At 69.6% G+C, this 24,462-nt stretch carries 27 protein-coding genes; 9 read left to right on the plus strand and 18 right to left on the minus strand.

The annotated features are described in order from the left end of the window. Positions 1–9: 9 nt before the first annotated feature. The 7 genes from JI745_RS06755 to JI745_RS06785 are packed head-to-tail and all read right to left on the minus strand — an operon-like array spanning position 10 to position 5,263. Positions 10–615: a nucleoside triphosphate pyrophosphatase gene (locus tag JI745_RS06755; RefSeq protein ID WP_201804834.1), complete on the minus strand. Its 606-nt coding sequence runs from the start codon at positions 613–615 to the stop codon at positions 10–12. Continuing rightward, complete coding sequence (gene rlmH / locus JI745_RS06760; protein WP_201804836.1) at positions 612–1,079, minus strand: 23S rRNA (pseudouridine(1915)-N(3))-methyltransferase RlmH; 468 nt, start codon at positions 1,077–1,079, stop codon at positions 612–614. The genes JI745_RS06755 and rlmH overlap by 4 nt, the downstream gene beginning before the upstream one ends. Continuing rightward, positions 1,076–1,759 carry a ribosome silencing factor gene (gene rsfS, locus JI745_RS06765; RefSeq protein ID WP_201804842.1) on the minus strand — a complete coding sequence of 228 codons (684 nt, stop codon included), beginning with the start codon at positions 1,757–1,759 and terminating at the stop codon, positions 1,076–1,078. Before rsfS ends, rlmH begins: the two co-directional genes overlap by 4 nt. Further along, entirely contained in the window at positions 1,760–2,353 is a 594-nt protein-coding gene (gene nadD, locus JI745_RS06770; protein ID WP_201804844.1) for a nicotinate-nucleotide adenylyltransferase, read from the minus strand. After that, on the minus strand, positions 2,350–3,261 hold the full coding sequence (gene hemF / locus JI745_RS06775) for an oxygen-dependent coproporphyrinogen oxidase (RefSeq protein WP_201804845.1): 912 nt from the start codon (positions 3,259–3,261) through the stop codon (positions 2,350–2,352). The genes nadD and hemF overlap by 4 nt, the downstream gene beginning before the upstream one ends. Further along, positions 3,261–4,541, minus strand: coding sequence for a phosphoribosylamine--glycine ligase (gene purD, locus JI745_RS06780; protein ID WP_201804847.1), 1,281 nt, complete (start codon positions 4,539–4,541; stop codon positions 3,261–3,263). Before purD ends, hemF begins: the two co-directional genes overlap by 1 nt. Next, entirely contained in the window at positions 4,538–5,263 is a 726-nt protein-coding gene (locus tag JI745_RS06785) for a YebC/PmpR family DNA-binding transcriptional regulator (protein WP_201804849.1), read from the minus strand. Before JI745_RS06785 ends, purD begins: the two co-directional genes overlap by 4 nt. 111 nt (positions 5,264–5,374) lie before the next feature. Between JI745_RS06785 and JI745_RS06790 the strand changes: the two genes are divergently transcribed. After that, a complete protein-coding gene (locus JI745_RS06790) occupies positions 5,375–6,940 on the plus strand; it encodes a helicase HerA-like domain-containing protein (RefSeq protein ID WP_201804853.1) in 1,566 nt (521 codons plus the stop codon). A 24-nt stretch (positions 6,941–6,964) separates the two neighbouring features. Here the strand turns inward: JI745_RS06790 and JI745_RS06795 are convergent, their stop codons facing one another. Next, entirely contained in the window at positions 6,965–8,584 is a 1,620-nt protein-coding gene (locus JI745_RS06795; RefSeq protein WP_201804854.1) for a M14 family zinc carboxypeptidase, read from the minus strand. A gap of 168 nt (positions 8,585–8,752) precedes the next feature. Here JI745_RS06795 and JI745_RS06800 point away from each other — a divergent pair, with 168 nt between their 5' ends. The 4 genes from JI745_RS06800 to JI745_RS06815 are packed head-to-tail and all read left to right on the plus strand — an operon-like array spanning position 8,753 to position 11,488. Further along, positions 8,753–9,274: a DUF6622 family protein gene (locus tag JI745_RS06800; protein ID WP_201804855.1), complete on the plus strand. Its 522-nt coding sequence runs from the start codon at positions 8,753–8,755 to the stop codon at positions 9,272–9,274. Positions 9,275–9,308: 34 nt separating this feature from the next. Further along, positions 9,309–10,367 (plus strand): sensor histidine kinase, encoded by a 1,059-nt coding sequence (locus JI745_RS06805; protein WP_201804859.1) that lies wholly within the window; start codon positions 9,309–9,311, stop codon positions 10,365–10,367. A gap of 4 nt (positions 10,368–10,371) precedes the next feature. Next, positions 10,372–11,175, plus strand: coding sequence for a LytTR family DNA-binding domain-containing protein (locus JI745_RS06810; protein WP_201804860.1), 804 nt, complete (start codon positions 10,372–10,374; stop codon positions 11,173–11,175). A 1-nt stretch (position 11,176) separates the two neighbouring features. Next, a complete protein-coding gene (locus JI745_RS06815; RefSeq protein WP_201804861.1) occupies positions 11,177–11,488 on the plus strand; it encodes a 2TM domain-containing protein in 312 nt (103 codons plus the stop codon). A gap of 39 nt (positions 11,489–11,527) precedes the next feature. Here the strand turns inward: JI745_RS06815 and JI745_RS06820 are convergent, their stop codons facing one another. Together JI745_RS06820 and JI745_RS06825 are read right to left on the minus strand one after the other, a co-directional pair. Further along, a complete protein-coding gene (locus tag JI745_RS06820) occupies positions 11,528–11,935 on the minus strand; it encodes a hypothetical protein (RefSeq protein ID WP_201804862.1) in 408 nt (135 codons plus the stop codon). Positions 11,936–12,061: 126 nt separating this feature from the next. Next, positions 12,062–12,379, minus strand: coding sequence for a hypothetical protein (locus JI745_RS06825; protein WP_201804864.1), 318 nt, complete (start codon positions 12,377–12,379; stop codon positions 12,062–12,064). A gap of 192 nt (positions 12,380–12,571) precedes the next feature. On the opposite strand from JI745_RS06825, the gene JI745_RS06830 reads away from it, so the two are divergent. Both JI745_RS06830 and JI745_RS06835 read left to right on the plus strand, forming a co-directional pair. Next, a complete protein-coding gene (locus JI745_RS06830) occupies positions 12,572–14,365 on the plus strand; it encodes a glutamine--tRNA ligase/YqeY domain fusion protein (protein ID WP_201804867.1) in 1,794 nt (597 codons plus the stop codon). Continuing rightward, positions 14,362–14,886 (plus strand): hypothetical protein, encoded by a 525-nt coding sequence (locus JI745_RS06835; protein WP_201804868.1) that lies wholly within the window; start codon positions 14,362–14,364, stop codon positions 14,884–14,886. Before JI745_RS06830 ends, JI745_RS06835 begins: the two co-directional genes overlap by 4 nt. Here the strand turns inward: JI745_RS06835 and ylqF are convergent. Together ylqF and JI745_RS06845 are read right to left on the minus strand one after the other, a co-directional pair. Continuing rightward, positions 14,883–15,821, minus strand: coding sequence for a ribosome biogenesis GTPase YlqF (gene ylqF / locus JI745_RS06840; protein ID WP_201804872.1), 939 nt, complete (start codon positions 15,819–15,821; stop codon positions 14,883–14,885). The genes JI745_RS06835 and ylqF overlap by 4 nt on opposite strands. A gap of 76 nt (positions 15,822–15,897) precedes the next feature. Continuing rightward, positions 15,898–16,107 (minus strand): hypothetical protein, encoded by a 210-nt coding sequence (locus JI745_RS06845; protein ID WP_201804874.1) that lies wholly within the window; start codon positions 16,105–16,107, stop codon positions 15,898–15,900. Positions 16,108–16,455: 348 nt separating this feature from the next. On the opposite strand from JI745_RS06845, the gene aqpZ reads away from it, so the two are divergent. Next, positions 16,456–17,142: an aquaporin Z gene (aqpZ, locus tag JI745_RS06850; RefSeq protein ID WP_404932844.1), complete on the plus strand. Its 687-nt coding sequence runs from the start codon at positions 16,456–16,458 to the stop codon at positions 17,140–17,142. A gap of 41 nt (positions 17,143–17,183) precedes the next feature. On the opposite strand, the gene JI745_RS06855 is transcribed toward aqpZ, so the two are convergent. The 4 genes from JI745_RS06855 to JI745_RS06870 all read right to left on the minus strand — a co-directional run bounded on the left by JI745_RS06855 (position 17,184) and on the right by JI745_RS06870 (position 21,038). Then, on the minus strand, positions 17,184–18,149 hold the full coding sequence (locus JI745_RS06855; RefSeq protein ID WP_201804876.1) for a hypothetical protein: 966 nt from the start codon (positions 18,147–18,149) through the stop codon (positions 17,184–17,186). Positions 18,150–18,239: 90 nt separating this feature from the next. Continuing rightward, positions 18,240–19,577, minus strand: coding sequence for a CaiB/BaiF CoA-transferase family protein (locus JI745_RS06860; protein WP_201804878.1), 1,338 nt, complete (start codon positions 19,575–19,577; stop codon positions 18,240–18,242). Between the two features lie 32 nt (positions 19,578–19,609). Then, positions 19,610–19,840, minus strand: a complete 231-nt coding sequence (locus tag JI745_RS06865) for a hypothetical protein (protein WP_201804879.1) — start codon at positions 19,838–19,840, stop codon at positions 19,610–19,612. Between the two features lie 37 nt (positions 19,841–19,877). Next, on the minus strand, positions 19,878–21,038 hold the full coding sequence (locus JI745_RS06870) for an MFS transporter (protein ID WP_201804880.1): 1,161 nt from the start codon (positions 21,036–21,038) through the stop codon (positions 19,878–19,880). 61 nt (positions 21,039–21,099) lie between these two features. Between JI745_RS06870 and JI745_RS06875 the strand changes: the two genes are divergently transcribed. Then, on the plus strand, positions 21,100–21,732 hold the full coding sequence (locus tag JI745_RS06875; RefSeq protein WP_201804883.1) for a DsbA family protein: 633 nt from the start codon (positions 21,100–21,102) through the stop codon (positions 21,730–21,732). A 12-nt stretch (positions 21,733–21,744) separates the two neighbouring features. Here JI745_RS06875 and JI745_RS06880 read toward each other — a convergent pair whose 3' ends face one another. Together JI745_RS06880 and JI745_RS06885 are read right to left on the minus strand one after the other, a co-directional pair. After that, a complete protein-coding gene (locus JI745_RS06880; protein WP_201804886.1) occupies positions 21,745–23,439 on the minus strand; it encodes an ankyrin repeat domain-containing protein in 1,695 nt (564 codons plus the stop codon). Between the two features lie 34 nt (positions 23,440–23,473). Then, positions 23,474–24,454 (minus strand): tRNA-dihydrouridine synthase, encoded by a 981-nt coding sequence (locus JI745_RS06885; protein ID WP_201812379.1) that lies wholly within the window; start codon positions 24,452–24,454, stop codon positions 23,474–23,476. Positions 24,455–24,462: the final 8 nt, after the last annotated feature.

A 24,462-nucleotide genomic window follows, 5' to 3' on the forward strand; every position in this document is an offset into this window, starting at 1 on the left:
GCGGCTCGGTCAGAACCGCACGTGCGCTTGTCTCAGCAGTTGCGCCGTCTCGTACAGAGGCAAACCCATGATACCGGAGTAGCTTCCGTCGATATGGGCGATCCAGGAGGCAGCGGCGCTCTGGATCGCATAGGCGCCGGCCTTGCCGAAAGGCTCCTTGCTGGCCACGTAGGCGTCGATCTGGGCGGCGGTGAGTTCGGCGAAGCGGACGTGCGAAACGTTGACCTCCAATGCCGAACTCCGGCCAGCTGCCACGGCGACGGCCGTGATCACCCGGTGGGTGCGGCCGGACAGGAGCGAGAGCGTGTTCGCCGCATCGGCCGCGTCGGTCGGCTTGCCGAGGATGCGGCGGCCGAGCGCGACCGTGGTGTCGGAGCACAGCACCGGTGCGGCGGCCAGGCCCCTGGCCTTCAGGCGCTTGACGGCGGCCGCGAGCTTGGCGCGGGTCACGCGTTCGACGTAGTCGCGCGGCAGCTCACCATGCCGTTCGGCTTCCAGCGCTTCGGCATCTTCCTCGGGGCCGGGCAGCAGCAACTCATGGCGCACCCCGATCTGCTCGAGCAACTGGCGGCGTCGTGGGCTCTGCGAGGCGAGGTAGATGAAGTCGTGGCTCATTCGCGGTGATAGGGATGGTTGACCATCACCGTCCACGCCCGGTACAGCGCCTCGGCCACGAGCACGCGCACGAAGGCATGCGGCAAGGTGAGGTCGGACAGGCGCAGCGTCTCGTCGGCCGTCTGCTTGAGCGCAGGGTCGAGCCCATCGGGGCCCCCGATGAGGATGGCTGCATCACGCCCGTCGCGTTGCCATCCCTCCATGCGCGCCGCCAGTTGCACGGTGGTGGCACGGTCGCCGCGCTCGTCGAGCACGATGCGGCGCACGCCCTTCGGCAAGGCCGCCTCGATGCGCGTGGCCTCGGCGGCCATCAGCTGCGCAGCGGTCTTGCTGCCACGCGTCTCGGCCTTCACCGCCTTCAGCTCGAGGCGCATCTCCGGCGGAAAGCGCTTGGCGAAATCCTCGTAGGCCGTGTCGGCCCACGCGGGCTGCCGCTGGCCGACGGCGACCAGGAAGAGCTTCACGCGCGCGTGCTGGTCTTCTTCGGCGCGGCCTTCTTGGCGGCGGGCTTCTTGGCCACGACCTTCTTCGCGGCCGGCTTGCTGGCCGTGGTCTTCTTCGCCGTCGTGGTGGCCTTCTTCACGCCCACCACGCGGGTGACGGCGGCCTTGCCGGTCACCGGCTTCTTGGCAGGCGTCTTCTTGGCGGCGGTCTTCTTGGCTGCGGTCTTCGCGGCTGTCTTCTTCGCAGCAGGCGCCTTCGCGGGAGCGGCCTTCTTGGCAGGTGCCGCCTTCTTCGCCGCAGCCTTCTTCGGCGGTTGCGAGTCGTCTTCGGAAGCCTTCACCAGCTTCACCGGCCCGCCATCGATCTTGAGCTTGACCGGCTTGCCGCCCCAGATCTCTTCGAGGTGGTAGTAGTCGCGGATGGCCGGCTGCATCACGTGCACCACGGCCGAGCCGCAGTCGACGATGATCCATTCGCCGTTGTCTTCGCCCTCGGTACGCGGCACCGGAAAGCCCTTGGACTTGACGGCATCCCGCACGCTCGCGGCCAGCGCCTTGGTTTGTCGGTTCGACGTGCCCGAGGCAATGATCACGCGCTCGAAGAGCGGCGAGAGGTGCTCGGTGTCGAAGACCAGGATGCCCTGGCCTTTCACGTCTTCCAGTCCATCGACGATGGCGCGTTGCAGTTTGCGGATGTCCATTCAGCTCCTGGGGGTGCCTCGGTAGAGGTCGTTCTGGTCAATATAGCGTGCGACTGCGGGAGGCACCAGATCGGTGACCCCTTCGCCCCGTGCGGCCAGGGCACGGATCGCGGTGGATGAAATGTCCATCATCGGCAGCGGCACCATCTGGTGCGGCACCTTGCGCACGTCGGGGTGCGGCTCGGGCGTGACGCCCGGGCGATTGGCGATGGCGAGCGTCACGCGGCCGAGCAGCTCGCGCCAGTCACGCCAGGTGTGAAGGCCGGCGTACTGGTCCTGCCCGAGGATGAGGAACCAGTCGTTGCCGGGCTCCTTGGCCTGCAGCTCGCGCACGGTGTCGAGCGTGAAGCTCGGGCCCTGCCGCTTCAACTCGCAGCGGTCAAGCACGAAGCGCGGCTCACCCTCGATGGCCAGGCGCACCATCGCCTCGCGGTGCTGCGGCGCCGCAAGTTGTCGCGCCTTCTGCCACGGCTGGCCGGCCGGGATCCAGCGCAGCTCGTCGAGCGCCAGGGCCCCCAGCGCTTCTCGCGCGAGCGCGACATGCGCCACATGCACCGGGTCGAAAGTCCCGCCGAACAGGCCGATCCGTTTCATTCAGAGGCCCAATCGCGGGGCCGCAGGAAATCGTAGAGCTTGGCCTCGGGGGTGCCTGCCTCGGGCGACCAGTTGTAGCGCCACGTCACCACCGGCGGCATCGACATCAGAATGCTCTCGGTGCGCCCGCCCGATTGCAGGCCGAACAGGGTGCCGCGATCGAACACGAGGTTGAATTCGACATAGCGGCCGCGCCGGTAGGTCTGGAAATCACGCTCGCGCTCGCCATAGGCCAGGCCCTTGCGCCGCTGCACGATGGGCAGGTAGGCGGCCAGGAAGGCATCGCCCACGGCGCGCATCAGCGCGAAGCTTAGGTCGAAGCCGCCTTCGGCAAAGTCATCGAAGAACACACCGCCGATGCCGCGCGGCTCGTTGCGGTGCTTGAGGAAGAAATACTCGTCGCACCACTGCTTGAAACGCGGGTACTTGTCGTCGCCGAAAGGTGCCAGCGCGTCGCGGTTCACGCGGTGGAAGTGGCGCGCGTCTTCCTCGAAGCCGTAGTAAGGCGTGAGGTCCATGCCGCCGCCGAACCACACGACCGGCTCGCGGCCCACCGGCAGCGCCGCAAACATGCGGACGTTCATGTGCACCGTCGGCACATACGGGTTGCGCGGGTGGAAGACGAGCGACACACCCATCGCCTCGAACGGCGCGCCCGCAAGTTCGGGCCGATGGGCCGTGGCGGAGGGGGGCATCGCGGGGCCCTTCACGTGCGAGAAGTTGCAGCCTCCCCGCTCGAACAACGCCCCGCCTTCGACCAGCCGCGACAGCCCGTCGCCCTGCAGTCGCTCGCCCGCCGGACGCACCCAGCTGTCGCTCACGAAACGGTCGCCGCCTTCGGCCTCCATCGTGCTCAGGATGCGGTCCTGCAGCGCGAGCAGGTAGGCGCGAACGTCCTCGGTGCGCATCAGCGCTTGATGGCCCGGTGGCCGATGTCGCGCCGGAACTGGGCGCCGTCGAAGCGAATGCCCTGCAGCACCTCGTAAGCCCGGTGCTGCGCCATCTTGACCGAATCGCCGAGCGCGGTGACGCCCAGCACGCGGCCGCCCGAGGTGACCGGTGCGCCATCCTTCAGCGCGGTGCCGGCATGGAACACCACCGCATCGGGCGCCTCGGCCGGCAGGCCGGTGATCGCATCGCCCTTGCGCGGGTCGAGCGGGTAGCCGGCCGCGGCCATCACCACGCACAGCGCGGCGCGGCGGTCCCACTGCAACTCGACCTGGTCGAGCGTGCCGTCGGTGCCGGCCATCAGCACGTCGAAGAGGTCGCTCTTCAAACGCATCATGATCGGCTGCGTCTCGGGGTCGCCCAGGCGGGTGTTGAACTCGAGCGTGCGCGGCACGCCGTGCTCGTCGATCATCAGGCCTGCATAGAGGAAGCCGGTGAACGGGATGCCGTCCTTCGCCATGCCTTCGATGGTCGGCAGGATGATCTCGTGCATCGCCTTGGCATGCACGTTGGGCGTGACGACCGGTGCGGGCGAGTAGGTGCCCATGCCGCCGGTGTTGGGGCCTTGGTCGTTGTCCTGCAGGCGCTTGTGGTCCTGGCTGGTCTGCAGCGGCAGCACGTTCTTGCCGTCGCACAGCACGATGAAGCTCGCTTCCTCGCCCTGCAGGAATTGCTCGATGACGACGCGGGCGCCGCCTTCGTTGTGCTGCACGCCGAGCTTGTTGTCGGCGAGCATCCAGTCGACGGCTTGATGTGCTTCCTCGAGCGTGGTCGCGACCACCACGCCCTTGCCGGCTGCGAGGCCATCGGCCTTCACGACGATGGGCGCGCCCATCTTGTCGACGTAGGCGTGGGCCGCCTTGAGGTCGGCAAAGGTCTCGTAGGCGGCGGTCGGGATGTTGTGCCGCTTCATGAAGTCCTTCGAGAAGGCCTTCGAGCTCTCGAGCTGCGCCGCGGCCTTGGTCGGCCCAAAGATGCGCAGGCCGCGTGAGCGGAACTCGTCGACCACCCCCGCGGCGAGCGGCACTTCGGGGCCGACGACCGTGAGTGCGATCTTCTCGGTGACGGCGAAGTCGGCCAGCGCCTTGATGTCCGTGATGGCGACGTTCTTCAGGTGCGGGCTGAGCGCCGTGCCACCGTTGCCGGGCGCCACATAGACGGTCTGCAGCTTGGGCGACTGTGCGAGCTTCCAGGCGATGGCGTGCTCGCGGCCGCCGGAGCCGATCACGAGGACCTTCATGCGTGCACCACCGCGTTGTGATAGACCTCTTGCGCATCGTCGAGGTCTTCCAGCACGTCGAGCAGCTTCTGCATGCGCTGGGCGTCTTCGCCGGTCAGGTCGATGGTGTTCTCGGCGCGCATCGTCACTTCGGCGATCTCCGGCTTGAGGCCGGCGGCCTCGAGCGCTTTCTTCACCGATTCGAAGTCGTGCGGCGAGCTCAGCACCTCGAGCGAGCCGTCGTCGTGGGTCACCACGTCGTCGGCACCGGCTTCGAGCGCGACTTCCATCACCTTGTCTTCGCTGGTGCCGGGTGCGAACAAGAGCTGGCCGCAGTGCTTGAACTGGAAGGCCACCGAGCCTTCGGTGCCGAGGTTGCCGCCGTACTTGCTGAACGCATGCCGCACTTCGGCGACGGTGCGCACGCGGTTGTCGGTCATGCAGTCGACGATGATGGCGGCGCCGCCGATGCCGTAGCCCTCGTAGCGGATCTCCTCGTAGCTCACGCCTTCGAGGTTGCCGGTCGCCTTGTCGACGTTTTTCTTGATCGTGTCGGCCGGCATGTTGGCGGCCTTGGCCTTGTCGATGGCCAGGCGCAGCCGCGGGTTCATGTTGGGGTCGCCGCCGCCCTGGCGGGCCGCGACCATGATTTCACGAATGATGCGGGTCCAGATCTTGCCGCGCTTCTCGTCCTGGCGGCCTTTGCGATGCTGGATGTTGGCCCATTTGGAATGTCCGGCCATGAAGGCTCCTGCTGAGGCAAGCCGGCGTCGCGCGCGGCCTGCCCGAATGTGGTTCTTGGGGGATAGACTGCAATTTTAGCGGTGCGACCTCCCTTCTCTGGAGCAATGTTCATGGCCGAGCCCATCCTGATTGCCAAGCACGACAAGACTGAATGTTTCCTCCTGCCGGCGCTGGCCAACCGCCACGGCCTCATCACCGGCGCCACCGGCACCGGCAAGACCATCACCCTGCAGAACCTGGCCGAGCACTTCAGCAAGATCGGCGTGCCGGTCTTCATGGCCGACGTGAAGGGCGACCTGACCGGCATCACCCAGCCCGGCAAGATCGGCGAGAAGCTGGCCGCCGTGCTGAAGGAACGCGGGCTCGATGCACCGGAACCGCTCGCCTGCCCCGCCACGCTGTGGGACGTGTTCGGCGAGCAAGGCCACCCGGTGCGCGCGACCGTCAGCGACATGGGCCCGCTGCTGCTGGCCCGCATGCTGGCGCTCAACGAGACGCAGTCGGGCGTGCTCAACCTCGTCTTCAAGATCGCCGACGACGCCGGCCTGCTGCTGCTCGACCTGAAAGACCTGCGCGCGATGCTGCAGCACGTGGGCGAGAACGCATCCCAGTTCACCACCGAATACGGCAACGTCAGCGCCGCCAGCGTGGGCGCCATCCAGCGCGGCCTCTTGCAGATCGAAGAACAAGGCGGCGACAAGTTCTTCGGCGAGCCCATGCTCGACATCGGCGACTTCATGCAGACGGTCGACGGCAAGGGCGTGGTCAACGTGCTCTCGGCCGACAAGCTGATGAACGCCCCGCGCCTCTACGCCACCTTCCTGCTGTGGATGCTGTCGGAGCTTTTCGAGCAGTTGCCCGAGGTGGGCGACCTGGAAAAGCCCAAGCTCGTGTTCTTCTTCGACGAGGCGCACCTGCTGTTCAAGGACGCGCCGGCGGCGCTCGTCGAGCGCATCGAGCTGGTCGTGCGCCTCGTGCGCTCCAAGGGGGTGGGCGTCTATTTCGTGACCCAGAACCCGCTCGACATCCCCGACACCGTGCTCGCGCAACTCGGCAACCGCGTGCAGCACGCGCTGCGCGCGTTCACGCCGCGCGACCAGAAGGCGGTGAAGTCGGCGGCCAGCACCATGCGGGCCAACCCCGGCCTCGACATCGAGACCGCGATCACCGAGCTCGCCGTCGGCGAGGCGCTCATCAGCTTCCTCGACGCCAAGGGCCGCCCGAGCGTCACCGAGCGTGTCTTCGTGATCCCGCCCGGGAGCCAGATCGGCCCGATCACGCCCGAGCAGCGCAAGGCGCTGATCGCCGGCTCGCTCGTCGCCGGCGTCTATGAAAAGGCGGTCGACCGCGAATCCGCCTACGAGAAGCTCAAGGGCCGCGCCGTGGCCGGCGCCGAGGCGGCGCCGACGGCCAGCCCCGGCCAGGCCACCACCACCGTCAAGACAGGCAAGGCCGGCACCACTGCCGAGCCCGCCAAGGAAGACGGCGGCCTGCTGGGTGGAGGCCTCAACGAGATCCTCTTCGGCCGCACCGGCCCGCGTGGTGGCCAGCACGACGGCATCGTGCAGACGCTCGGCAAGTCGGCCGCGCGCACCATCGGCTCGACCGTGGGCCGCGAGATCATCCGCGGCGTGCTGGGCAGCCTCTTCGGCGGCAGCGGCTCGCGCCGCCGCTGACCGGGGCCCGGCCGCGCTGCAGCCTCAGGGCAGCTGGGAAACCTTGACGCCCGGCCACGACATGACCCGGGCCGTCTTGCTGACGCCCGTCACCACGCCGCCCGCCCAGTAGCTGAAGGCGGTGTCGGGCTCCAGCGCCGCCACCGCCACATGGGCCAGCGGCTGGCTCAGCGGCACGTAGAAGCTGCCGGGCGCGAGGTCGAGCAAGGCCGAGAGCGTCTTGACCTCTCTCGATCCATTGGCCGGCTCGACGAAGCTGTCGCCCTGCACCACCCCCTTCGACAGCACCTGCTCCACCCGCACGCCCAGCATCCGCAGCTTGGCGACGGCGGCCGACTGGCTGGCATCGAGCCAGTAGCCGCAGGGACGAGGGCGCACCTTCAGGTCGCGCAGCGCGAGGGCCGAATCCCACGCCACGGTGGAAGACTTCTCGTGGCCCGCCGCGTCCAGCATCTGCAGCGTGCGCTCGCCCGGGCTCAGCTCCGCTTCGACGACCACCGTGCCCTTGCAGGCCTGGGCGCTGACCTCGGCATCGACGTACTGGCGGATCTTCAGCAGGTCGGCGCTGCGATCGCCGGTGCTCTGCAACACCGTGCCAAGCGCCGTGACCAGCGTGTGCACCCGCCGCTTGAAATGGGCGCGGCCGCCGGCGGGCTCGCCACGCGACTCGAGCTTGAGGCTCACCACGTTCTTCAGGCCCTGCACGTTGCGGCTGTTGTCGGGCCGCGGGCTGCCCATCGACAGGCGGCGCTCCACGGCGCCCGGCGCCACCGCGTAGTGCCACTCCGCCGCGAGCCCCTGCTGCAGCAGGGCGGCGACCACCGGCTCGCGGAACCACTCCTCGGCGGCCTTGGTGACGAAGGCCGCCATGTTGCCGGTCGCGGCGTACTCCAGCATCGCATCGTGCCGCTCCACCGCCGCGAAACGCAGCGAGAACTCGGGTGACGGCAGGTACTCGCCGACCTCGGCCACGACCGCCGGCTGGTACTCGCGCACCAGCCGGGCCAGTGCCTGGGCCTGGGGCGTCTTGAGCAGCAGGTGATCGCCCTCGGCCGCCGTGCCCGGCGCCGGCACCTGGGGCCAGACGATCACATTGGCCTTGTCGAGCACTGCCTGCAGGCGGCCCTGCGCCAGCTCCTGCGCGACGGCCAGCAAGGCCTCGGTCGCGGCCGGGGCGTCGGTGTGCTGCGGGCCGTGCAGCACCACCGTGGCACGGCCGCTCGCGCGGATGGACTCGGGCGTCGCCTGGGCCGAGCGGCTGAACAGCACCGCCTCCAGGGCCGCGCCGCTGGCGCCCTCGCCCACCTTGACCAACCGCACCACCGCGCCATGGTCACGGGCCAGGCCTTGCAGCAGCCTCTGCGCCTCGGCCGCACTGGTGAACGCGGCATGGCCGGGTTGGAAGGCCGGCGTCCTGAAGCTGACCGCCGGCTCCGGGAAGCGGGCAGCCAGCCCCACGGGCACGGCCACCGGCGCGGGCGCCGGTGCGGCGGAAGGCGCGGGTGCCGGCGCAGCAGGCCCTGGCCCGGGCCCGAAGACCGGAATTGGCGGCGGCGCCGGGGGCGTGGCACAGGCCGCAAGGCCGGCCGTGGCCACCAGGAGAGCGACCCGTCGAAGGCAAGGGCGGGTGGCGACGGGGGGCATTCGGTTCTCCTGGGCTCGTGCGGGGCGATGACTATAGCCAGCCGCTGGCGGCCCGGCAGCGGCATTTCGCGCCGCTTGCCGGCACTTCATCGCAACGGGCTCGCCCGGCCGCGGCGGCGCCGACACAGTGCCCACCCATCGCAACACCTTCCGTCCCAGGAGACCACCATGCCCCTCCTCCAACTCATTGGCCAGATCATCGAGCTCACCCCGTTCTGGGTCTGGGGCCTGCTCGCCTTCATCACCCTGCTGGGCGCGCGCCAGGCCTTCGACCGCGAGCTGCACGCCCGCACCATCATCGGCATCTCGGCCGGCTGGACCGTCTTCTCGATCTGGGGCGCGGCCAACACCTTCGGCTTCAACACGCCGGTGCTGGTTGCCTGGGCGATGGGCCTCGCGCTCTCGCTGGCAATGCAGCACCTGCTGGTCACACCCCGCGGCGTCACGGCCCTGGGTGGGAATCGCTTCCGCCTGGCCGGCAGCCTCTGGCCGCTGCTCACGATCTGGGCGGTGTTCGGCGTGCGCTACGTCACCTCGGTGATGATGCTGCTCGACCCGGCACTGAAGCAGAACCCCAGCTTCGACCTCGCCGTGCCGGCCATCTACGGCCTGCTGTCGGGTCTCTTCGTCGGCCGCGCACTGCGCGTGCTACGCACGGCGCCCCGCCCGGGCACGCTGGCCCTGGCCTGATCGCGACTGGACCTGCACGTAGACTGCTTCGACCATGGACAAGCCCGCGCACCCCCACGACACCCTCGCCGCCTTCCTGAGCCGCGGCCTGGTCGTGGTCGTGTTGAACAGCGTCATCGCCCTGGGCCTCGCCCTGCGCAACGAGCACCTGGACGTGCAGATGGTCTATTCGCACGCGATCGGCCTCACGATCTGGCTGACGATCGAAGCCGGCCGCTTCGTCTTCCGGCGCGACCCGCACAGCAACTGGCCCGCCGGCTGGCGCCGCTACGTGCTCCTGGTCGCCGGCATCGTGGTCGGCTACGTCGTGGGCATGTCCGCCGGCGCCAGCTACAGCGGCAGCTCGAACTGGGCGGCCCTGCAATCCTCGCCGCGGCAGACGCTCGGCTACCTGTTCCTCTCGGTCACCGTCAGCGGCGCCATCACCTATTTCTTCTACATCCGCGGCCGCGGCGAATCGATGGAGCGCCTGGCCGCCACGGCCCAGCGCGACGCGAGCCAGGCGCAGTTGCAGCTCCTGTCGTCGCAGCTCGAGCCGCACATGCTCTTCAACACGCTGGCCAACCTTCGCGTGTTGATCGCCGTCGACCCGCCGCGTGCGCAGGAGATGCTCGACCACCTGGTGGCCTTCATGCGCTCCACGCTCACCGCGTCGCGCGGCATGCTGCACCCGCTGTCGTCGGAGTTCGCACGCCTCAACGACTACCTCGCGCTGATGAAGATCCGCATGGGCGACCGCCTCGTGGCCGAGCTGCGCATGCCCGACGACTTAGGCGAGCTCGCGGTGCCCACGCTGCTGCTGCAGCCGCTCGTCGAAAACGCGATCAAGCACGGCCTGGAGCCCAAGGTCGAAGGCGGGCGCCTCATCGTCAGCGCCTCGCGCGACGGCGCCGACCTCAAGCTCACCGTGCGCGACACCGGCGTGGGCTTGTCCACCGTGGCCAACGACGGCACGCACTTCGGCGTGAGCCAGGTGCGCGAGCGGCTGGCCACGCTCTACGGCGAGGTGGCAAGTCTCACGCTCGCACCCGCCGACGATGCCGAGGGCGGCGTGGCCGCCACCGTGCGCATCCCCCTCAACCGCACCACCTGAGCGCATGAACGCGACCGCACTCATCGCAGAAGACGAGCCGCTGCTGGCGGCGCACCTCAAGGCCGAGCTGGCCCGGCAATGGCCGCAGCTGCAGATCGTGGCCACCGTCAGCCATGGCGAGGCCGCCGTGCAGCAAGCCCTGGCGCTGCGCCCGCAAGTCCTCTTCCTCGACATCCGCATGCCCGGCCTGAGCGGACTCGAAGCCGCCCACGCGCTGGCCGAAGATTGGCCCGAGGGCGCGCCCTTCCCCTTGCTCGTCTTCGTGACGGCGCATGACGAATACGCGATCGAAGCCTTCGAGCGGGCCGCCTTCGACTACGTGCTCAAACCCGTTACCGCCGAGCGGCTGGCGCAGACCTGCTCGCGTCTGCAGGACGCGCTGCGCCAGCGTGCGCAGCCCGCTGCCGCCGACCAGGCGCTCGACGCCGCCGTGGCCCAGCTGCGCGGCCTGCTCGCCCAGGCCCCCGCGGCGCCGGCCGCGCCACGCCTGAGCGTGATCCAGGCGGGCGTGGGCAGCACCATCCACATGGTGAAGGTCGACGAGGTGCTGTATTTCGAGGCGGCCGACAAGTACGTGCGCGTCGTCACCGCCGAGCATGAGCACCTGATCCGGCTGTCGCTGCGCGAGCTCTTGCCCCAGCTCGACCCGCAGCGCTTCTGGCAGATCCACCGCGGCACGGTGGTGCGCGCCGACGCGGTGGCCACCGCCGTGCGCGACGAAAGCGGCAAGCTCACGCTGAGCCTGCGCGGCCACGCCGACAAGCTGGCGGTGAGCCGCCTCTACGCCCACCTGTTCAAGGCCCTTTGACATGAACCGCGCCGACCTCCCCGCCGACAGCCTGGAAGCGCGTGCGCTGCGCCGCGTGCGCCGCAAGATCGGCTTCTACATGCACGCGATGGTCTTCGTGCTGGTGCACCTCGGGTTCGGCGTGGCCTTCCTCGTGGGCTCGCGCGCCAAGCCCTTCTTCGTGTGGGGCTGGGCGATCGGCCTGCTGATCCACGGGCTCTTCACCTTCCTGACGTTGCAGGGCGAGGGCCTGCGCGAGCGCATGCTGAGGCAGGAGATCGAGCGCCTGCGCCGCGAGCGCGGCGAGCCGGACAAGCCACTCGACAAGCCATGACGAACGGGCCGCGCAGAGGCGGCCCCGTCTGTCAGGTGGTCAGTGGTGGCGATGGCGGGGGCCGGGCTCGAAGCGGCCGCCGCGGTCGTCGTGATCGCGGTCACCACGCCAGTCACGGTGGTCGTGGCGATGGTGGTGGCCGTGATGGCGGTGGTGGCGATGGTGGTGGTAGCGGTGGTCCCAGCCACGGCCGCGGTAGTCGGCCACGGGCACCGGGTGATACACCACCATCGGCGGGGGCGCGGGGCGATACACCACCACCGGGGCCGGCACGGGCATCGGTGGGTGATACACCGGCGCCGGCACATGAACCACCGGCACGGGCGGGAAAGGCAGGTTGACGGACACCGACCACTGCGCGCTGCCCGCATGGGCGCTGCCTGCAGCCAGGGCACCCAGCGCGATCAGGGCAGCGAAGGCGCGGCGGGCGGACTTGCGGTTGAACATGGTGTTCTCTCCTTGGTAGGACCGGTGCGAGACGCGCCGGCTTGCTCCCACAACGGGTGTGCCGCACCGCCCGTTCACATCGCCAAGGTAAAGCCTTGTTAACGCACGTAAAGCGCTAGCCCGCGGTCAGGGCCTGGACTGCTGCGATTCCTCGACCAGGGCCCACAGGTCGGCCAGTTCGGTGAGCACCTCAAAGGCGAAGCCGCTGCGCCGGGCGGGGCGGGTGCTCAGCACCAACTCCCGCATGTAGGCCGGCAAGGCGTCCGGCGTGACCCAGAGCTCGCACAGCCGGTTGACGATGTGCGGGTGGTGGCGCGCCGTGGCAAGCGGCTGGTAGCGCGACGGCAAGGCGGCGAGCCAGGCCAGCGCCTCGGCGCTCAGCGCTTGCGCCTGGGGCTGGCGCTGCGGGTGGGCGCCCGGGTCGGGCATCGTCGGAGAGGTCATGCGAACGATTGTTCAGAAGCTCTCTTCGCCCGGGCACGCCCCGCGCCCCTTCAGGCATGGGGGCCCGCCACCACATACCTTGCACTCCCGTGCAAACCTTCACGCCTGCACCGGCAAGGGGCTCGTGAAGGGAGCGCCGACTACAATCGTTTTCGCTTTTCTCCCCTCTGAACACAACGCAAAGCGCCCTGCATGAGCGACCCTGCCCGCCCCACGCCCGCCGACGAACACAAGCCCAGCAACTTCCTGCGGCAGATCATCGAGCGTGACCTGGCACAGGGCACCTATGCCAACCGGCATTTCGCCGGCACGCCGGGCGATGCGAAACACCACGCCGCCGGCCCTCTGGACCCCGCGAAGATCCGCACCCGCTTCCCGCCCGAGCCCAACGGCTACCTGCACATCGGCCATGCGAAGAGCATCTGCCTCAACTTCGGCCTCGCGCGCGACTACGGCGGCATCTGCCACATGCGGTTCGACGACACGAACCCCGAGAAGGAAGAGCAGGAGTACGTCGACTCCATCCTCGACGCGGTGAAGTGGCTGGGCTTCGACTGGAACGTCAACGGCACGAGCCATCTCTTCTACGCCAGCCACTACTTCGACTTCATGTACCGCGCGGCCGAAGCGCTCATCAACGCCGGCCTCGCCTACGTCGACGAGCAGACGGCCGAGCAGATGCGCGCCAACCGCGGCGACTTCGGCACGCCCGGCACCGACAGCCCTTACCGAGGCCGCACGCCGGCCGAGAACCTCGCGCGCTTTCGCGAGATGCGCGACGGCAAGCTCGCCGACGGCGCCGCCGTGCTGCGCGCCAAGATCGACATGGCCTCGCCCAACATCAACCTGCGTGACCCGGCCCTCTACCGCATCAAGCGCGCAACGCACCACAACACCGGCGACACCTGGTGCATCTACCCGATGTACACCTACGCGCACCCGATCGAAGACGCGCTGGAGCAAATCACCCACAGCATCTGCACGCTCGAGTTCGAGGACCAGCGCCCCTTCTACGACTGGCTGCTCGACAAGCTCTGCGAGCTCGGCCTGCTGGCCCAGCCGCGCCCGCACCAGTACGAGTTCGCGCGCCTCAACCTCACCTACATCATCACCAGCAAGCGCAAGCTCAAGCAGCTCGTGGACGAGAACCACGTGAGCGGCTGGGACGACCCGCGCCTGCCCACCATCGTGGGCCTGCGCCGCCGCGGCTACACGCCCGAAAGCCTGCAGCTGCTCGCCGAGCGCAGCGGCGTCAGCAAGGCCGGGGGCTGGATCGACTACAGCTCGCTCGAGATCGCGCTGCGCGACGACCTCGACCCGAAGGCGCCGCGCGCGTGTGCCGTGCTCGACCCCTTGAAGCTCAAGCTCGTGAACTTCGCCGAGATCTTCGGCAACGAGGCGCACCAGGAGCCTTGCCACGCCCCGGTGCACCCGGCGCACCCCGACCGTGGCCAGCGCCAGTTCACCCTCACGAACGAGGTGTGGATCGAGCGCGAAGACTTCATGGAGACCCCGCCCAAGGGCTACCACCGCCTCTACCCCGGCAACAAGGCGCGCCTGAAATACGGCTACGTGATCGAGTGCACCGGCTGCGAGAAGAACGCGCAGGGCGAGATCACCGCCGTGCTCGCCAAGCTCGTGCCCGACACCAAGAGCGGCACGCCCGGTGCCGACGCGGTGAAGGTCAAGGGCGTGATCACCTGGGTGAGCGTGGCGACCGGCATCGAAGCCGAGGTGCGCCTCTACGACCGCCTCTTCACCGAAGCGCAGCCCGATGCGGGCGGACGCGACTTCCTCTCGGTGCTGAACCCGAACAGCAAGAAGGTCGTCACCGCCTACCTGGAGCCCGGCGTCGCCGCCGCGAAGGCCGACGACAAGTTCCAGTTCGAGCGCCACGGCTACTTCGTCGCCGACCGGCACGACCACCGGGCGGGCAAGCCGGTGTTCAACCGCGCCACCACGCTCAAGGACACCTGGAGCAAATGAACACGGGCCGGCGCGCAGTACTGCCGGCCCACCTGAAGGCCGACTGCGCCGCCTGCACCGGCCTGTGCTGCGTGGTCACGCCCTTTGACGCGGTGCAGGGCTTCGGTTTCGACAAGCCGGCCCACACGCCCTGCCCCCATCTCTGCGATGACTTCAGATGCGGCATCCACGACAAGCTTGTGGACCGCGGCTTTCCCGGCTGCGTGGTGTTCGATTGCCACGGCGCTGGCCAGCGTGTCTCGCAGCAGCTGTTCCCGGGCCAGGACTGGCGCGATTCGGCCGAAACGGCGCAGCGGATGTTCGATGCCTACACCACGATGCGGAGCCTGCACGACCTGATGGTGCTGCTCTACACCGCCTCGGTGCACGTGGACGATGAGCGCCTCGCGGCACAGCTCGCGTCTGTCGAGCGCCTGTGCGAGCGCACGCCGGATGCGATCGATGCCGCCGAGATGAAGCGCACGACGATGGCGCTGCTCGCCGACCCGGCGATCCGCTCCGCGCTGCTGGCGCTTCGCTAACGCCCCGTCGGGCGCCGCTGGCGCTTCTGCGCCGTGCGTTCAGCCTTGCGCTCGGCTCGCTCCGCATCGGCCGCCTGCCCGGCCGCGAGCCAGGCTTCGTATTCGTCGGGTGTCTCGATCGTCATGCGCCCGAGGTTGGCCGAACGGAAGTCGTTGATCAGCACCTCGGCCGCCTTTTGCAGGTCGACCCGGCCGCCGCTCTGCAGCGCCCCACGCTTGCGGCCGATCTCGGCGAGCAAGGCCTCGTCGGGCAGGGCCACGCTGGCCTCGTCGAGCTTGTAGCGCTCGATCAGGCGGTCGGCGTAGTGCCGCTGCAGGTAGCCCAGCAGCTCCAGGGCCACTTCCTGGTCGTCATAGGCATTGCGCCCCACCGCGCCGCTGGCGGCGAGGTTGTACCCGCTCTGCGCCACGATGATGCGCGGCCACAGCATGCCGGGCGTGTCGAAGAGGTAGGCGTCCTTCGCGAGCGCGACGCGCTGCTCGACCTTGGTGACGCCGGCCTCGTCGCCCGTCTTGGTGGCGCGCTTGCCCATCAGCGTGTTGATGAGGGTGGACTTGCCGACGTTGGGAATGCCGCAGACCAGGATGCGCAGCGGCTTGTCGAGGCCACCACGGCTGGGGGCCAGCGCACGGCTGGCGTCGAGCAGGCGTTGCGCCGGCGCCGCCTCAGACGCATCGAGCGCGAGGGCGCGGGTGTCGGGCTGGGCGTTGTACCAGGCGAGCCAGGCCTCGGTGCGCGCGGGGTCGGCCACGTCCTGCTTGTTGAGGATCTTGAGACGGGGCCGGTGGCCGGTGAGCTCGGCCAGCAGGGGGTTGGCGCTCGAGCCCGGCAGGCGGGCGTCCAGCAACTCCATCACCACGTCGATCTGCTTGATGCGCTCGGCAATCGCCTGGCGCGTGAGGTGCATGTGGCCGGGGAACCATTGGATGGGCATGGGGCAGATTGTCCATGCCCGGCGCCTGCCGGCCCCTCAAACGAACACGGCGCCGAAGGGCGCCGTGGAGATCGTGTCAGTGAAGGTCGCTCAACTGCACCGCGGGGGCGGCGAACTCGCGGCCGACCACCGCGCGGGCGTACAGGTAGTTGTGGCGGGCCCGCTCGCTGAGCGAATCGAGCTGCACGTGGCCACCTGCGTCGCACGGGAAAGTCAGCGCGCGGCCCTCCTGGAAGAGGGACTGGAAGCGCAACTCGTAGGCGGGTTTGGCGAAATCGGTATTCATGGCAACGAACTCCTGCTGCTCTACCGTTGGTATCAACGTGACGAAAGCTTAGGCGTTGACCGCTTCGACGTCCTTAGGTGGGTGTCTCGGCTGGGCGTCCCAAACTGGATGAGAGAACTGTAGGAATTGATCCGACAGGTTTCATGTGACTTACGACCACTCCGGGGCCCCTCATCTGCGTGGGAAGCGGGTGGACTGTCGACGCTGCGCTTTCCGTCAAGCACGCAAGCATCTGCAAACGTGGTGCTTGTGACGGTCATCACGGATGCCTAGCATCCCCGAGGTCATCAACCCTTGGAGGAGGATTGCGATGCTTGCAAAGCTGACTGCTGAAGCGGTGGGAACGTTCTGACTGGTGCTCGGGGCTGCGGCAGCGCAGTGCTCGCAGCGGCCTTCCCGCAGGTGGGGATCGGCCTCCTCGGCGTGTCGCTCGCCTTCGGCCTGACGGTGGTGACGGCGGCCTATGCGCTCGGGCCGATCTCGGGCGGGCATTTCAACCCGGCGGTGACGGTGGGCCTGTGGGCCGGCGGGCGCTTCCCCGGCGGCAGCATCCTGCCCTACGTGGTGGCACAGGTGGCAGGGGCCATCGCGGGGGCCGGCGTGCTGCTCGTCATCGCGAGTGGCGCCCCGGGCTTCGACCTCGCGGGCGGCCTGGCCTCCAACGGCTATGGGGAGCACTCGCCGGGCAAGTATTCGCTGGTGGCGGGGCTGGTGGCCGAGGTGGTGCTGACGGCGATGTTCCTGCTGGTCATCCTCGGCACGACCCACAAGCGTGCGCCGGTGGGCTTCGCGGGGCTTGCGATCGGCCTGGCGCTCACGCTCATCCACCTCATCAGCATCCCGGTGACCAACACCTCGGTGAACCCGGCGCGCAGCACCGGGCCGGCGCTCTTCGTCGGGGGCTGGGCGCTGCAGCAGCTGTGGCTCTTCTGGGTGGCGCCACTGGTGGGCGCCCTGCTGGGCGGCGGGCTGTACCGCGTGCTCTTCGAAAGCGAAGGCGAGCCCGACGTGAGCGGCCGGCCGGCCACGACCTGAAGCTCTCAAGGCGGGCTGGCGCAGCCCGGCCCTCGGGGCGCTCAATACTCGGAGTGCGGCATCCCGGGCTGGCTGTCGCCGGCCACGAGCGTGTTGCCCATGCCGAGCAGCTCGCGGGCGCGCTGCAGGTTGAGCAGCTGGTCACGGTTGCGGCGGGGGTGGGCGCGGTCGCGCTCGACCTCCCACACGAGCTTGATCAGCTCCTTCTGCGTGGTGGCGGCACGAACGCGGCCCAGCGAGAAGGTGGCGAAAAGCAGCGAATCGCGGCGCAGCGTGTCGAGCAGCAGGTCGCGCACGTACTGCAGTCGCTCCTCGTCGGTCATGCGCGGCGCCGGGCGCGCGTGGTCGGCGGTCTTGAACGGGGTCTCCCGCACGCTTTGCACCCACTCCGGCGTGCGCGGCGCGTCGTTCAGCGTCACCCCAGGCGCCTGCACGTAGGCGCTGGCGGCGGCCGCGGCAGGGGCCGGTTTCGGCTCGGGTGGCGGCTCGGCGATGCCGCCCACGTCGATCATCGGCAGCCCCTGGGCCGAGCCCATCAGGACCTCGCGGTTCTCGGGGGCCTTGGGGTCCTCGAACACCCGCTTGGGGAGCTGAGGCTCGAGCAGGGCCTGCGCCGGCGCGGCCGGCGGAGGCGTGGGTGACAACAAGGGCATCGGCCGGCTGTCGTCCTCGTCGGGCAGCAGCTCGGCCATCGGGGTCAGCGCGGGCTCGGGGAAGACGTCGAGGTCGACGCTCGTGAGCTTGGGGGTGTCGAGCGCGCCGGGTTCGGTCTCGACCGGCTCGGCCGCGGCCATCTCGGTGGGCACTTCCACCAGGCCCATCTGCACCAGCTCCTGGAAGTGGGTGGTCTGGGCGCCTGCCTTCAGCGCCATCGCCAGCACGTCGCCCAGCGTGCGCCGCCCATCGACCAGCAGCAGGACGGTGCGATATCGCTGCCCCAGACCGCGGGTGCGGTGGCGCAGTTCATCCTGTCCGAGAGCGGTCTTGACGGGGCTGAGATTGGGCATCGGGGTGGGGCTCGCGGCGCATTGTCGCGCGAGTGCACTGCAGCATGGCGCAGGCTGTGCAATCGGTCACATTGGGCGCCTGGCGCCGGGCTAGCGGACCACCTTGGCCGCCTTGAGCCGGGCCATGTCGTCGTCGCCGTAGCCGGCCTGCCGCAGCACCGCCTCGGTGTCCTCGCCGAGCGATGGCGCGCCCCGACCCGGTTGCACCGGGGTCTTGCTGAAGCGGATGGGGTGGCCCGAAGCCTTGTAGGCGCCCAGGTCGCGGTTGTGCAGCTCCCAGATCAGGCCCAGCGCCTCGGCCTGCGGGTCGGTGTAGAGGTCGGCGCGGTAGTGGACCGGGCCGCAGGGCACGCCGGCGGCTTCGAGCACCGCCATCCAGTGCGCGTTGCCGTGCTCGCGCAGGCGTGCCTCGATGGTCTTCATCATCTGCTTCTGGCGGAAGTAGACCTCATCGCTCACGTCGCCCGTGTCCACGTCGACGTGGTCGTCGACCACGCCGATGGCAGTGCAGAACCTGTCGCGCAGCTTGCGGTTGAGCGCGGCGATGCCCAGGTAGCCGTCACCCGTGGGGTACACGCGGTAGTAGGGGTAGACCTGCCGGTCGGTCGGGCGGTGCAGGCAGTCGGGCACCTCGATGGGCCGTGTGGTGTGCGGCAGGTCGCGGCGCAGCCGCATCTCGGCGAACTCGTCGATGATCTGCGTGTGCTTCTTGCCCTCGCCGAGCGCGGTCTTGAGGATGTGCTTTTCCTCCGCGTGCTGCTCGGCGTCGAGCGCGTCGATGTGCAGCAGGCTCATGGCCTGCAGCGCCATGCCGGTGCTGAAGAGGGACGTCTCGATCTTCTGCCCCTCGCCCGACACGTTGCGGTGGTACAGCGCGCTCACGATGCCCAGCGCGTTGAGCATGCCGGTGCCGATGTCGATGTAGGCGATGCCGCCGGGCCCGCGCGGTGCGCCGTCTTCGTCGGCGTAGTGCGACATCACCCCCGAGGCGGCGTGCGCAATGATGTCGAAGCCCTTGCGCTTGCGGTACGGACCCACCTCGCCGAAGGCGGTGCTGCTGAGGAAGACGATGCGCTTGTTGATCTTCGCAAGCGTCTCGTAGTCGATGCCCAGCTTCTCGGCCGCGCCGGGCACGAAGTTTTGCAGCACCACGTCGGCCTCCTGCACGAGCTTGTAGACGATCTCGCGGCCCTCGGGCTGCTGCAGGTCGACGGAGAGGCTCTCCTTGCCGCGGTTCATCGCGAGCGACATGCGCGTGTTGCCGCCATAGCGGCGCGCCGAGCCGCCCATGCGGCGCTCTTCCGCGCCGTCGGGTGGCTCGATCTTGACGACACGCGCGCCCAGGTCGGCCAGCAGGAAGCCGCAGTAGGGGCCGGCGATGTACTCCGAGAAATCCAGCACGGTGACCCCGTGCAGCAGCGTGTTCATGGGGGTCTCCGTGCGTCCGTCTCGGTGAGCGCTCAACGGCGGCTGCGCGCCTTGCGGCCGTCGAATTCGGCCAGCTGCTGCTTGAGCAGCAGCATCAGCACACGAGCCGTCGCCTCGTCGAAGCTGAGCGTGGTGGTGGGCTCTTCGTCGCCGCGTGCGTTCCTGGGCGTCACCAGCGCGTCGACGCGCGCTTCGATGAGCCCGGTCTGGTTGCTGTTGCTCATCGACTTGATTTTTTGAAGCTCGATCTGGAAGGTCTTCAAGGCACCTCCTGGGAAACAGGGAATGGCAGAGACTAGCTCAAGCGGGCCGCCGGCGCGTCGCCCACCACAGAACGCCCGCTGCGGCCGCCCAGCCGGCCACCGGCGCCCAGGCCAGGGCGAGCTGCAGCTCGGGGGCCTTGTGCCACTCGGCGGCCAGCACCGCCATGCGAGAGAGGGCCGCAAACGCGAGCACCGACGACAGGGCACCGCCCAGCCGCCCTTCCCGACCGGTGTGTCCGAGTGCGAGCGCGGTGGCAAACGCACCCATCAGCACGCAGCCCCACGCAGCACCCGCCACGCCCTGCGCCACGATCAGCGCCTGCAGCGAGGGCGCGCGCTGCGCCGCCCAGGTGCACAGGCCTGCGACCGCCGCGCCGGCCAGCATCACCCGCCAGCCGCCCACCCGCTTGGTGAGGGCGCCGGCCGGCAGCATCGCGAGGTTGAAGCCGATCCAGAACACCGGGATCAGCCACGCCAGCTGATCGGGCGGGGCGAAGCGCAGGTAGAGCGGCGCGCTGTTCAGGAAGCCATGCACCTGGAACGCCACCGCCGCCAGCACCGCGGCCACCAGGAAGCCGGGAATCGCGGGCAGCCCCGAGGGCGCCGCGTCGGGCGCCTTCGTGGCGCCGTCTCGCACCAACGCGCGCTCGGCCGCGACGAGGCCCCAGGTCACGAGCGCGAGCGCCACGCTCGCCAGCACGAAGGGCACGCGCGGGTCCATCGCCCGCAGGTGCAGCGTGAGGTAGGGCGCGATCGCATTCGCCACCCCCAGGCCCAGCACCGACAGCGCCACGAGCCACGGCAGCTGCGGCTTGGCCGCATGCCGGCCGATGAGCGTGAGCGGCGGTGCACGCAAGGCCGACGAGGTGACCGACCACAGCACCACCAGCACGAGAAACACCGTCGCCGAGCCGGACGGCGCGACAAACGGCAAGGCCAGGAAGGCAGCACACGAGAGCAGCGTCACCCCCGCCACCCAGCGCCCGATGCGGCCCACCACCTTGGCAGCGCGGTCGCTCGCCACGCCGAAGGCGTAGTCGGAGAGCACGAAGATCAGCTGGTCCAGCATCAGGATCCAGATGACCGCCGTTTTGGGAATGCCGACCTGCGCCGCAAGCGTCGGCAGGTAGGCCACATAGACCGTCCAGCACAACGCGAAGAGGAACTGGACGACGGCGAGGTAGATCCCGATGCTCATGCGAGGAAGGCTGTTGCGGCAGCGGCCAGCATAGCCGGCAAGGCACAGATAGCATCCGGGGATGAACCTCATCTACGTCGCCGACCCCATGTGCTCCTGGTGCTATGGCTTTGCCAGGACCATGGACGAACTGCTCGCCGCCCCCGGCGACCTCGCCCCCCTGCAACTCGCCCTGGTGATGGGCGGCCTGCGCCCCTACACCACCGACCCGACACCGCCCGAGCGCGCCGACGAGCTGGCCGGCCACTGGAAACACGTGGCCGAAGCCAGCGGCCAGCCCTTCGCCCAGGCGCCGCACACCGCACTGCACCAGCCGGGCTTCGTCTACGACACCGAGCCGGCGAGCCGTGCCGTCGTCACCGTCCGCAAGCACTGGCCCAAGGTGGTGTGGCGATACCTCAAGGCCGTGCAGCATGCCTTCTACGCCGAAGGCAAGAACGTGGTGCAGCCCGAGGTGCTGGCCGACGTGGCCGAAACCCTGGGCATCCCGCGCGCCGACTTCGCCCGCGCCTTCGCCTCCGAAGAGATGCGCGAGAACGTGCGCCAGGACTTCGCCATCGCGCAGGAGTGGGGCATCCGCGGCTTCCCGGCGCTCATCGCCGAGCATGGCGACCACCTGCACCTGGTGGCACAAGGCTACCTGCCCACCGAGGCGCTGCGCCAGCGCCTGAAGGCTGCCGGCCAGCACCACTGACGCCGGCCACGCTCAGCGCAGCACGAGCGTCACCACCCGCGGCGCCACCAGCCGGCCCACCCACTCCTCGGTCGGAAGAAAGCCCCCCAGCGCCAGCGTGATGCGCTTGCCCTTGAGGGCGCTGAGCGGCACGCCCTTGTCGTCGACACCGTCCTTGTCGCTGATCGACGCGACGGCGCGGAACTCGCGCACGTGCTCGTGCTTCGCCGCGCGGATCTCGTGGAAGTCGCGCCGGTGCTTGTTGACGCTCAGGTGCACGTTGCCGCCCCAGGTGTCGTCGGGCTTGGGGTCGGCCGGCCGCGTGTCGTACAGGAAGAGCTCGTACGAGTCTTCCTTCGGCGGCTCGGGCAAGGCGCCGCTGCGGGTGGGGATGAAGATGCCGTTGCCGCGGTCGGGCCGCCGCACCTCGTCGGCCAGTGCCGCCGAATACGACGCCGCGATCGACACGCCGTACTCATGCGCCGGCGGCGGCAGCGTCAGCACCAGCTTGAAAGGCGCCGCCTTCAGCGCCACTTCGGCGCCGTCGACGATGGGGATGCGCCGGCCGTCCTGCTCGATGTGGGCGTCCCAGCGGTAGCGTGGCGCCTTCAGCGCGGCGTCCATCATGAGCTTCTCGCTCCAGGCGACGAGCTCCTTGTCTCCCTTGACCCCCGCCATGGCCACGATGGTGATGGGCCGGCCGATGCTGTCGAGCCCGCGGTCGTCGTGCGGCAGCGGCGTGGCGCCGCGGTCGAGCAGCAACTGCAGCAGCGCCCGGTCGCCGGTCAGCACGCTGGCGACGAGCGGCGTGATCTGCACGCCCGGTGCGCCGTCGGGCGAGGCGCCGGCATCGAGCAGGGCCTTCACGGCCTCCACCCGACGCGAGCGGATCGCTTCGTTGAGCGGCACGTCACGCGAGCCTTCGAAGCGCGCGTCGTTCTGGCCCGGCTTCGCGCCGGCGGCCAGCAGCAGCTGCACCGCCTGGGCGCTGATGGCCGCGTCCTTCAGCGCCAATGCAATGTGCAGCGGGCAGCCCCAGAAGGCGCAGCGGTTCGGGTCGGCCCCACGCGCGAGCAGCGCCTCGACGGTGGAGAGGCGGCTGCCGAGCACGGCGCTCGTCAGGGGCGTCATCTCGTTGCCGAACGAGACGTTGGGGCTGAGCTCGGCCGGCACGGCCTTCACCGCCTCGGGCGTGCCGGCAAACCAGTACGCCGCGCGGGCGCGGTGCTCCAGGTCGGTGGCCAGCTCGGCCGGCGCGGGCAGGTAGCCCTGCGCCACCCAGCGCCGGGCACGGGCATCGAAGTCGGCCGCATCGCGCGGCTCCTTCAACGGGCTGCGCTTGACCAGCTCGAGCACTGCCCAATGGATCGCGCCGGTCTTGCGCACCCAGCGCACCAGCGGGCTGCGTTGCTGCGGGTCGTAGAGCTGCGCCACCGGCACGCGCAGAGCCGGGTCCACGTCGACGAGGCTGTCGGCGCGGAAGTCGTAGACCTTGTAGCGCGTGCCCTCGCCCCACTTGGAAGCACGGGCGACGCGCGCCTGCTGCTCGGTCTCGAAGACCACGAGCTTGTATTCGAACGACGCGCCGCCGGCGGTGTGCTGCCACGCGGCGATGAGCTGCGTGCGCTCCTCCACCGTCCACGCCGGCTGCTGCGCCAGCGCCACGCCGGCCATGCACAGGCCGACCACCGACGCGGCCGCTCGCCGCCAGGTCTTCCAACTCGTCATCGCGATCTCCCTCGTCTCGTTTGTGGTGCCCGGTTCATCCTGCATGCACGGCGTCCAGCGAACGCACTGGCGCCGGGGCGGGAGACGGCATCGCCTGCAGCCATGCATCGATGCGGCGCGGGTCGTTCACCACGCGCAGCTCGGCGTAGGCGGCTTCCGCTTCCGGAAATCGCCGCCGCAGGTAGTTGAGCCACTGCTTGAGCCGCCCGGGGCGGTAGCGCGGCGCGAGCTCGGCGCAGACCAGGTCCCAGAAGGCCTTGAGCAGCGGTTGCAGCTCGGCCCACCCGATGGCCTTGCGCCCGGGCGCCGCGATGGCCCAGGCAAGCCCCGGGTCGCTGACCATGCCGCGGCCGAGCATCAGGTGCTCGCAGCCCGACACCTCGCGGCAGCGCTGCGCATCGGCCACCGTCCAGATCTCGCCATTGGCCACGACCGGGATGTGCAGCGCTTCGCGGATCGCCGGGATGCGCTCCCAGTAGGCCGGCGGCCGGTAGCCGTCGGCTCGTGTGCGCGCGTGCACCACCAGCTCTTCGGCGCCACCGTCCTGCAAGGCCAGCGCGCACTCGACGGCGAGCGATGCATCGTGGAAGCCGAGCCGCATCTTGGCCGACACCGGCATGCCCGCCGGCACGGCGCGGCGCACCGCGGCGACGATGCCGCTGAGCTGGCTCGGGTCCTGCAGCAGGGCCGCGCCGCCGCCGTGGCGGTTCACCACCTTGGCGGGGCAGCCGAAGTTGAGGTCGATGCCCGCCGGCCCGAGCGAGGCGAGCCGCGCGGCGTTCTCGGCCAGGCACACCGGGTCGGAGCCCATCAGCTGCGCACGCACCGGCACGCCGGCATGCGTGCGCCCGCCGTGGCGCAGCTCGGGCACGATGCGAAGGAAGGCCTTCTCGGGCAGCAGGGTGCCGGTCACGCGGATGAACTCCGACACGCAGCGGTCGATCCCGCCCACACGCGTGAGCATGTCGCGCAGGGTGTGGTCGAGGAGCCCCTCCATCGGGGCGAGCAGGAGCATCGGCATGA

Source organism: Piscinibacter sp. HJYY11 (assembly GCF_016735515.1).
Classification (GTDB): Bacteria; Pseudomonadota; Gammaproteobacteria; order Burkholderiales; family Burkholderiaceae_C; genus Rhizobacter.

Bases quoted from the DNA above. Each gene is read 5' to 3' on its own strand.
- ylqF (WP_201804872.1), bottom strand. From the start codon at position 15,821: ATGCCCATCCAATGGTTCCCCGGCCACATGCACCTCACGCGCCAGGCG.
- JI745_RS06755 (WP_201804834.1), bottom strand. From the start codon at position 615: ATGAGCCACGACTTCATCTACCTCGCCTCGCAGAGCCCACGACGCCGC.
- rsfS (WP_201804842.1), bottom strand. From the start codon at position 1,759: ATGGACATCCGCAAACTGCAACGCGCCATCGTCGATGGACTGGAAGAC.
- JI745_RS06880 (WP_201804886.1), bottom strand. From the start codon at position 23,439: ATGACGAGTTGGAAGACCTGGCGGCGAGCGGCCGCGTCGGTGGTCGGC.
- JI745_RS06790 (WP_201804853.1), top strand. From the start codon at position 5,375: ATGGCCGAGCCCATCCTGATTGCCAAGCACGACAAGACTGAATGTTTC.
- JI745_RS06820 (WP_201804862.1), bottom strand. From the start codon at position 11,935: ATGTTCAACCGCAAGTCCGCCCGCCGCGCCTTCGCTGCCCTGATCGCG.
- JI745_RS06785 (WP_201804849.1), bottom strand. From the start codon at position 5,263: ATGGCCGGACATTCCAAATGGGCCAACATCCAGCATCGCAAAGGCCGC.
- JI745_RS06835 (WP_201804868.1), top strand. From the start codon at position 14,362: ATGAACACGGGCCGGCGCGCAGTACTGCCGGCCCACCTGAAGGCCGAC.
- nadD (WP_201804844.1), bottom strand. From the start codon at position 2,353: ATGAAACGGATCGGCCTGTTCGGCGGGACTTTCGACCCGGTGCATGTG.
- JI745_RS06885 (WP_201812379.1), bottom strand. From the start codon at position 24,454: ATGCTCCTGCTCGCCCCGATGGAGGGGCTCCTCGACCACACCCTGCGC.
- JI745_RS06800 (WP_201804855.1), top strand. From the start codon at position 8,753: ATGCCCCTCCTCCAACTCATTGGCCAGATCATCGAGCTCACCCCGTTC.
- JI745_RS06855 (WP_201804876.1), bottom strand. From the start codon at position 18,149: ATGCCCAATCTCAGCCCCGTCAAGACCGCTCTCGGACAGGATGAACTG.
- JI745_RS06795 (WP_201804854.1), bottom strand. From the start codon at position 8,584: ATGCCCCCCGTCGCCACCCGCCCTTGCCTTCGACGGGTCGCTCTCCTG.
- hemF (WP_201804845.1), bottom strand. From the start codon at position 3,261: ATGCGCACCGAGGACGTTCGCGCCTACCTGCTCGCGCTGCAGGACCGC.
- JI745_RS06825 (WP_201804864.1), bottom strand. From the start codon at position 12,379: ATGACCTCTCCGACGATGCCCGACCCGGGCGCCCACCCGCAGCGCCAG.
- JI745_RS06860 (WP_201804878.1), bottom strand. From the start codon at position 19,577: ATGAACACGCTGCTGCACGGGGTCACCGTGCTGGATTTCTCGGAGTAC.
- JI745_RS06830 (WP_201804867.1), top strand. From the start codon at position 12,572: ATGAGCGACCCTGCCCGCCCCACGCCCGCCGACGAACACAAGCCCAGC.
- JI745_RS06845 (WP_201804874.1), bottom strand. From the start codon at position 16,107: ATGAATACCGATTTCGCCAAACCCGCCTACGAGTTGCGCTTCCAGTCC.
- JI745_RS06815 (WP_201804861.1), top strand. From the start codon at position 11,177: ATGAACCGCGCCGACCTCCCCGCCGACAGCCTGGAAGCGCGTGCGCTG.
- JI745_RS06870 (WP_201804880.1), bottom strand. From the start codon at position 21,038: ATGAGCATCGGGATCTACCTCGCCGTCGTCCAGTTCCTCTTCGCGTTG.
- purD (WP_201804847.1), bottom strand. From the start codon at position 4,541: ATGAAGGTCCTCGTGATCGGCTCCGGCGGCCGCGAGCACGCCATCGCC.
- JI745_RS06875 (WP_201804883.1), top strand. From the start codon at position 21,100: ATGAACCTCATCTACGTCGCCGACCCCATGTGCTCCTGGTGCTATGGC.
- JI745_RS06805 (WP_201804859.1), top strand. From the start codon at position 9,309: ATGGACAAGCCCGCGCACCCCCACGACACCCTCGCCGCCTTCCTGAGC.
- JI745_RS06810 (WP_201804860.1), top strand. From the start codon at position 10,372: ATGAACGCGACCGCACTCATCGCAGAAGACGAGCCGCTGCTGGCGGCG.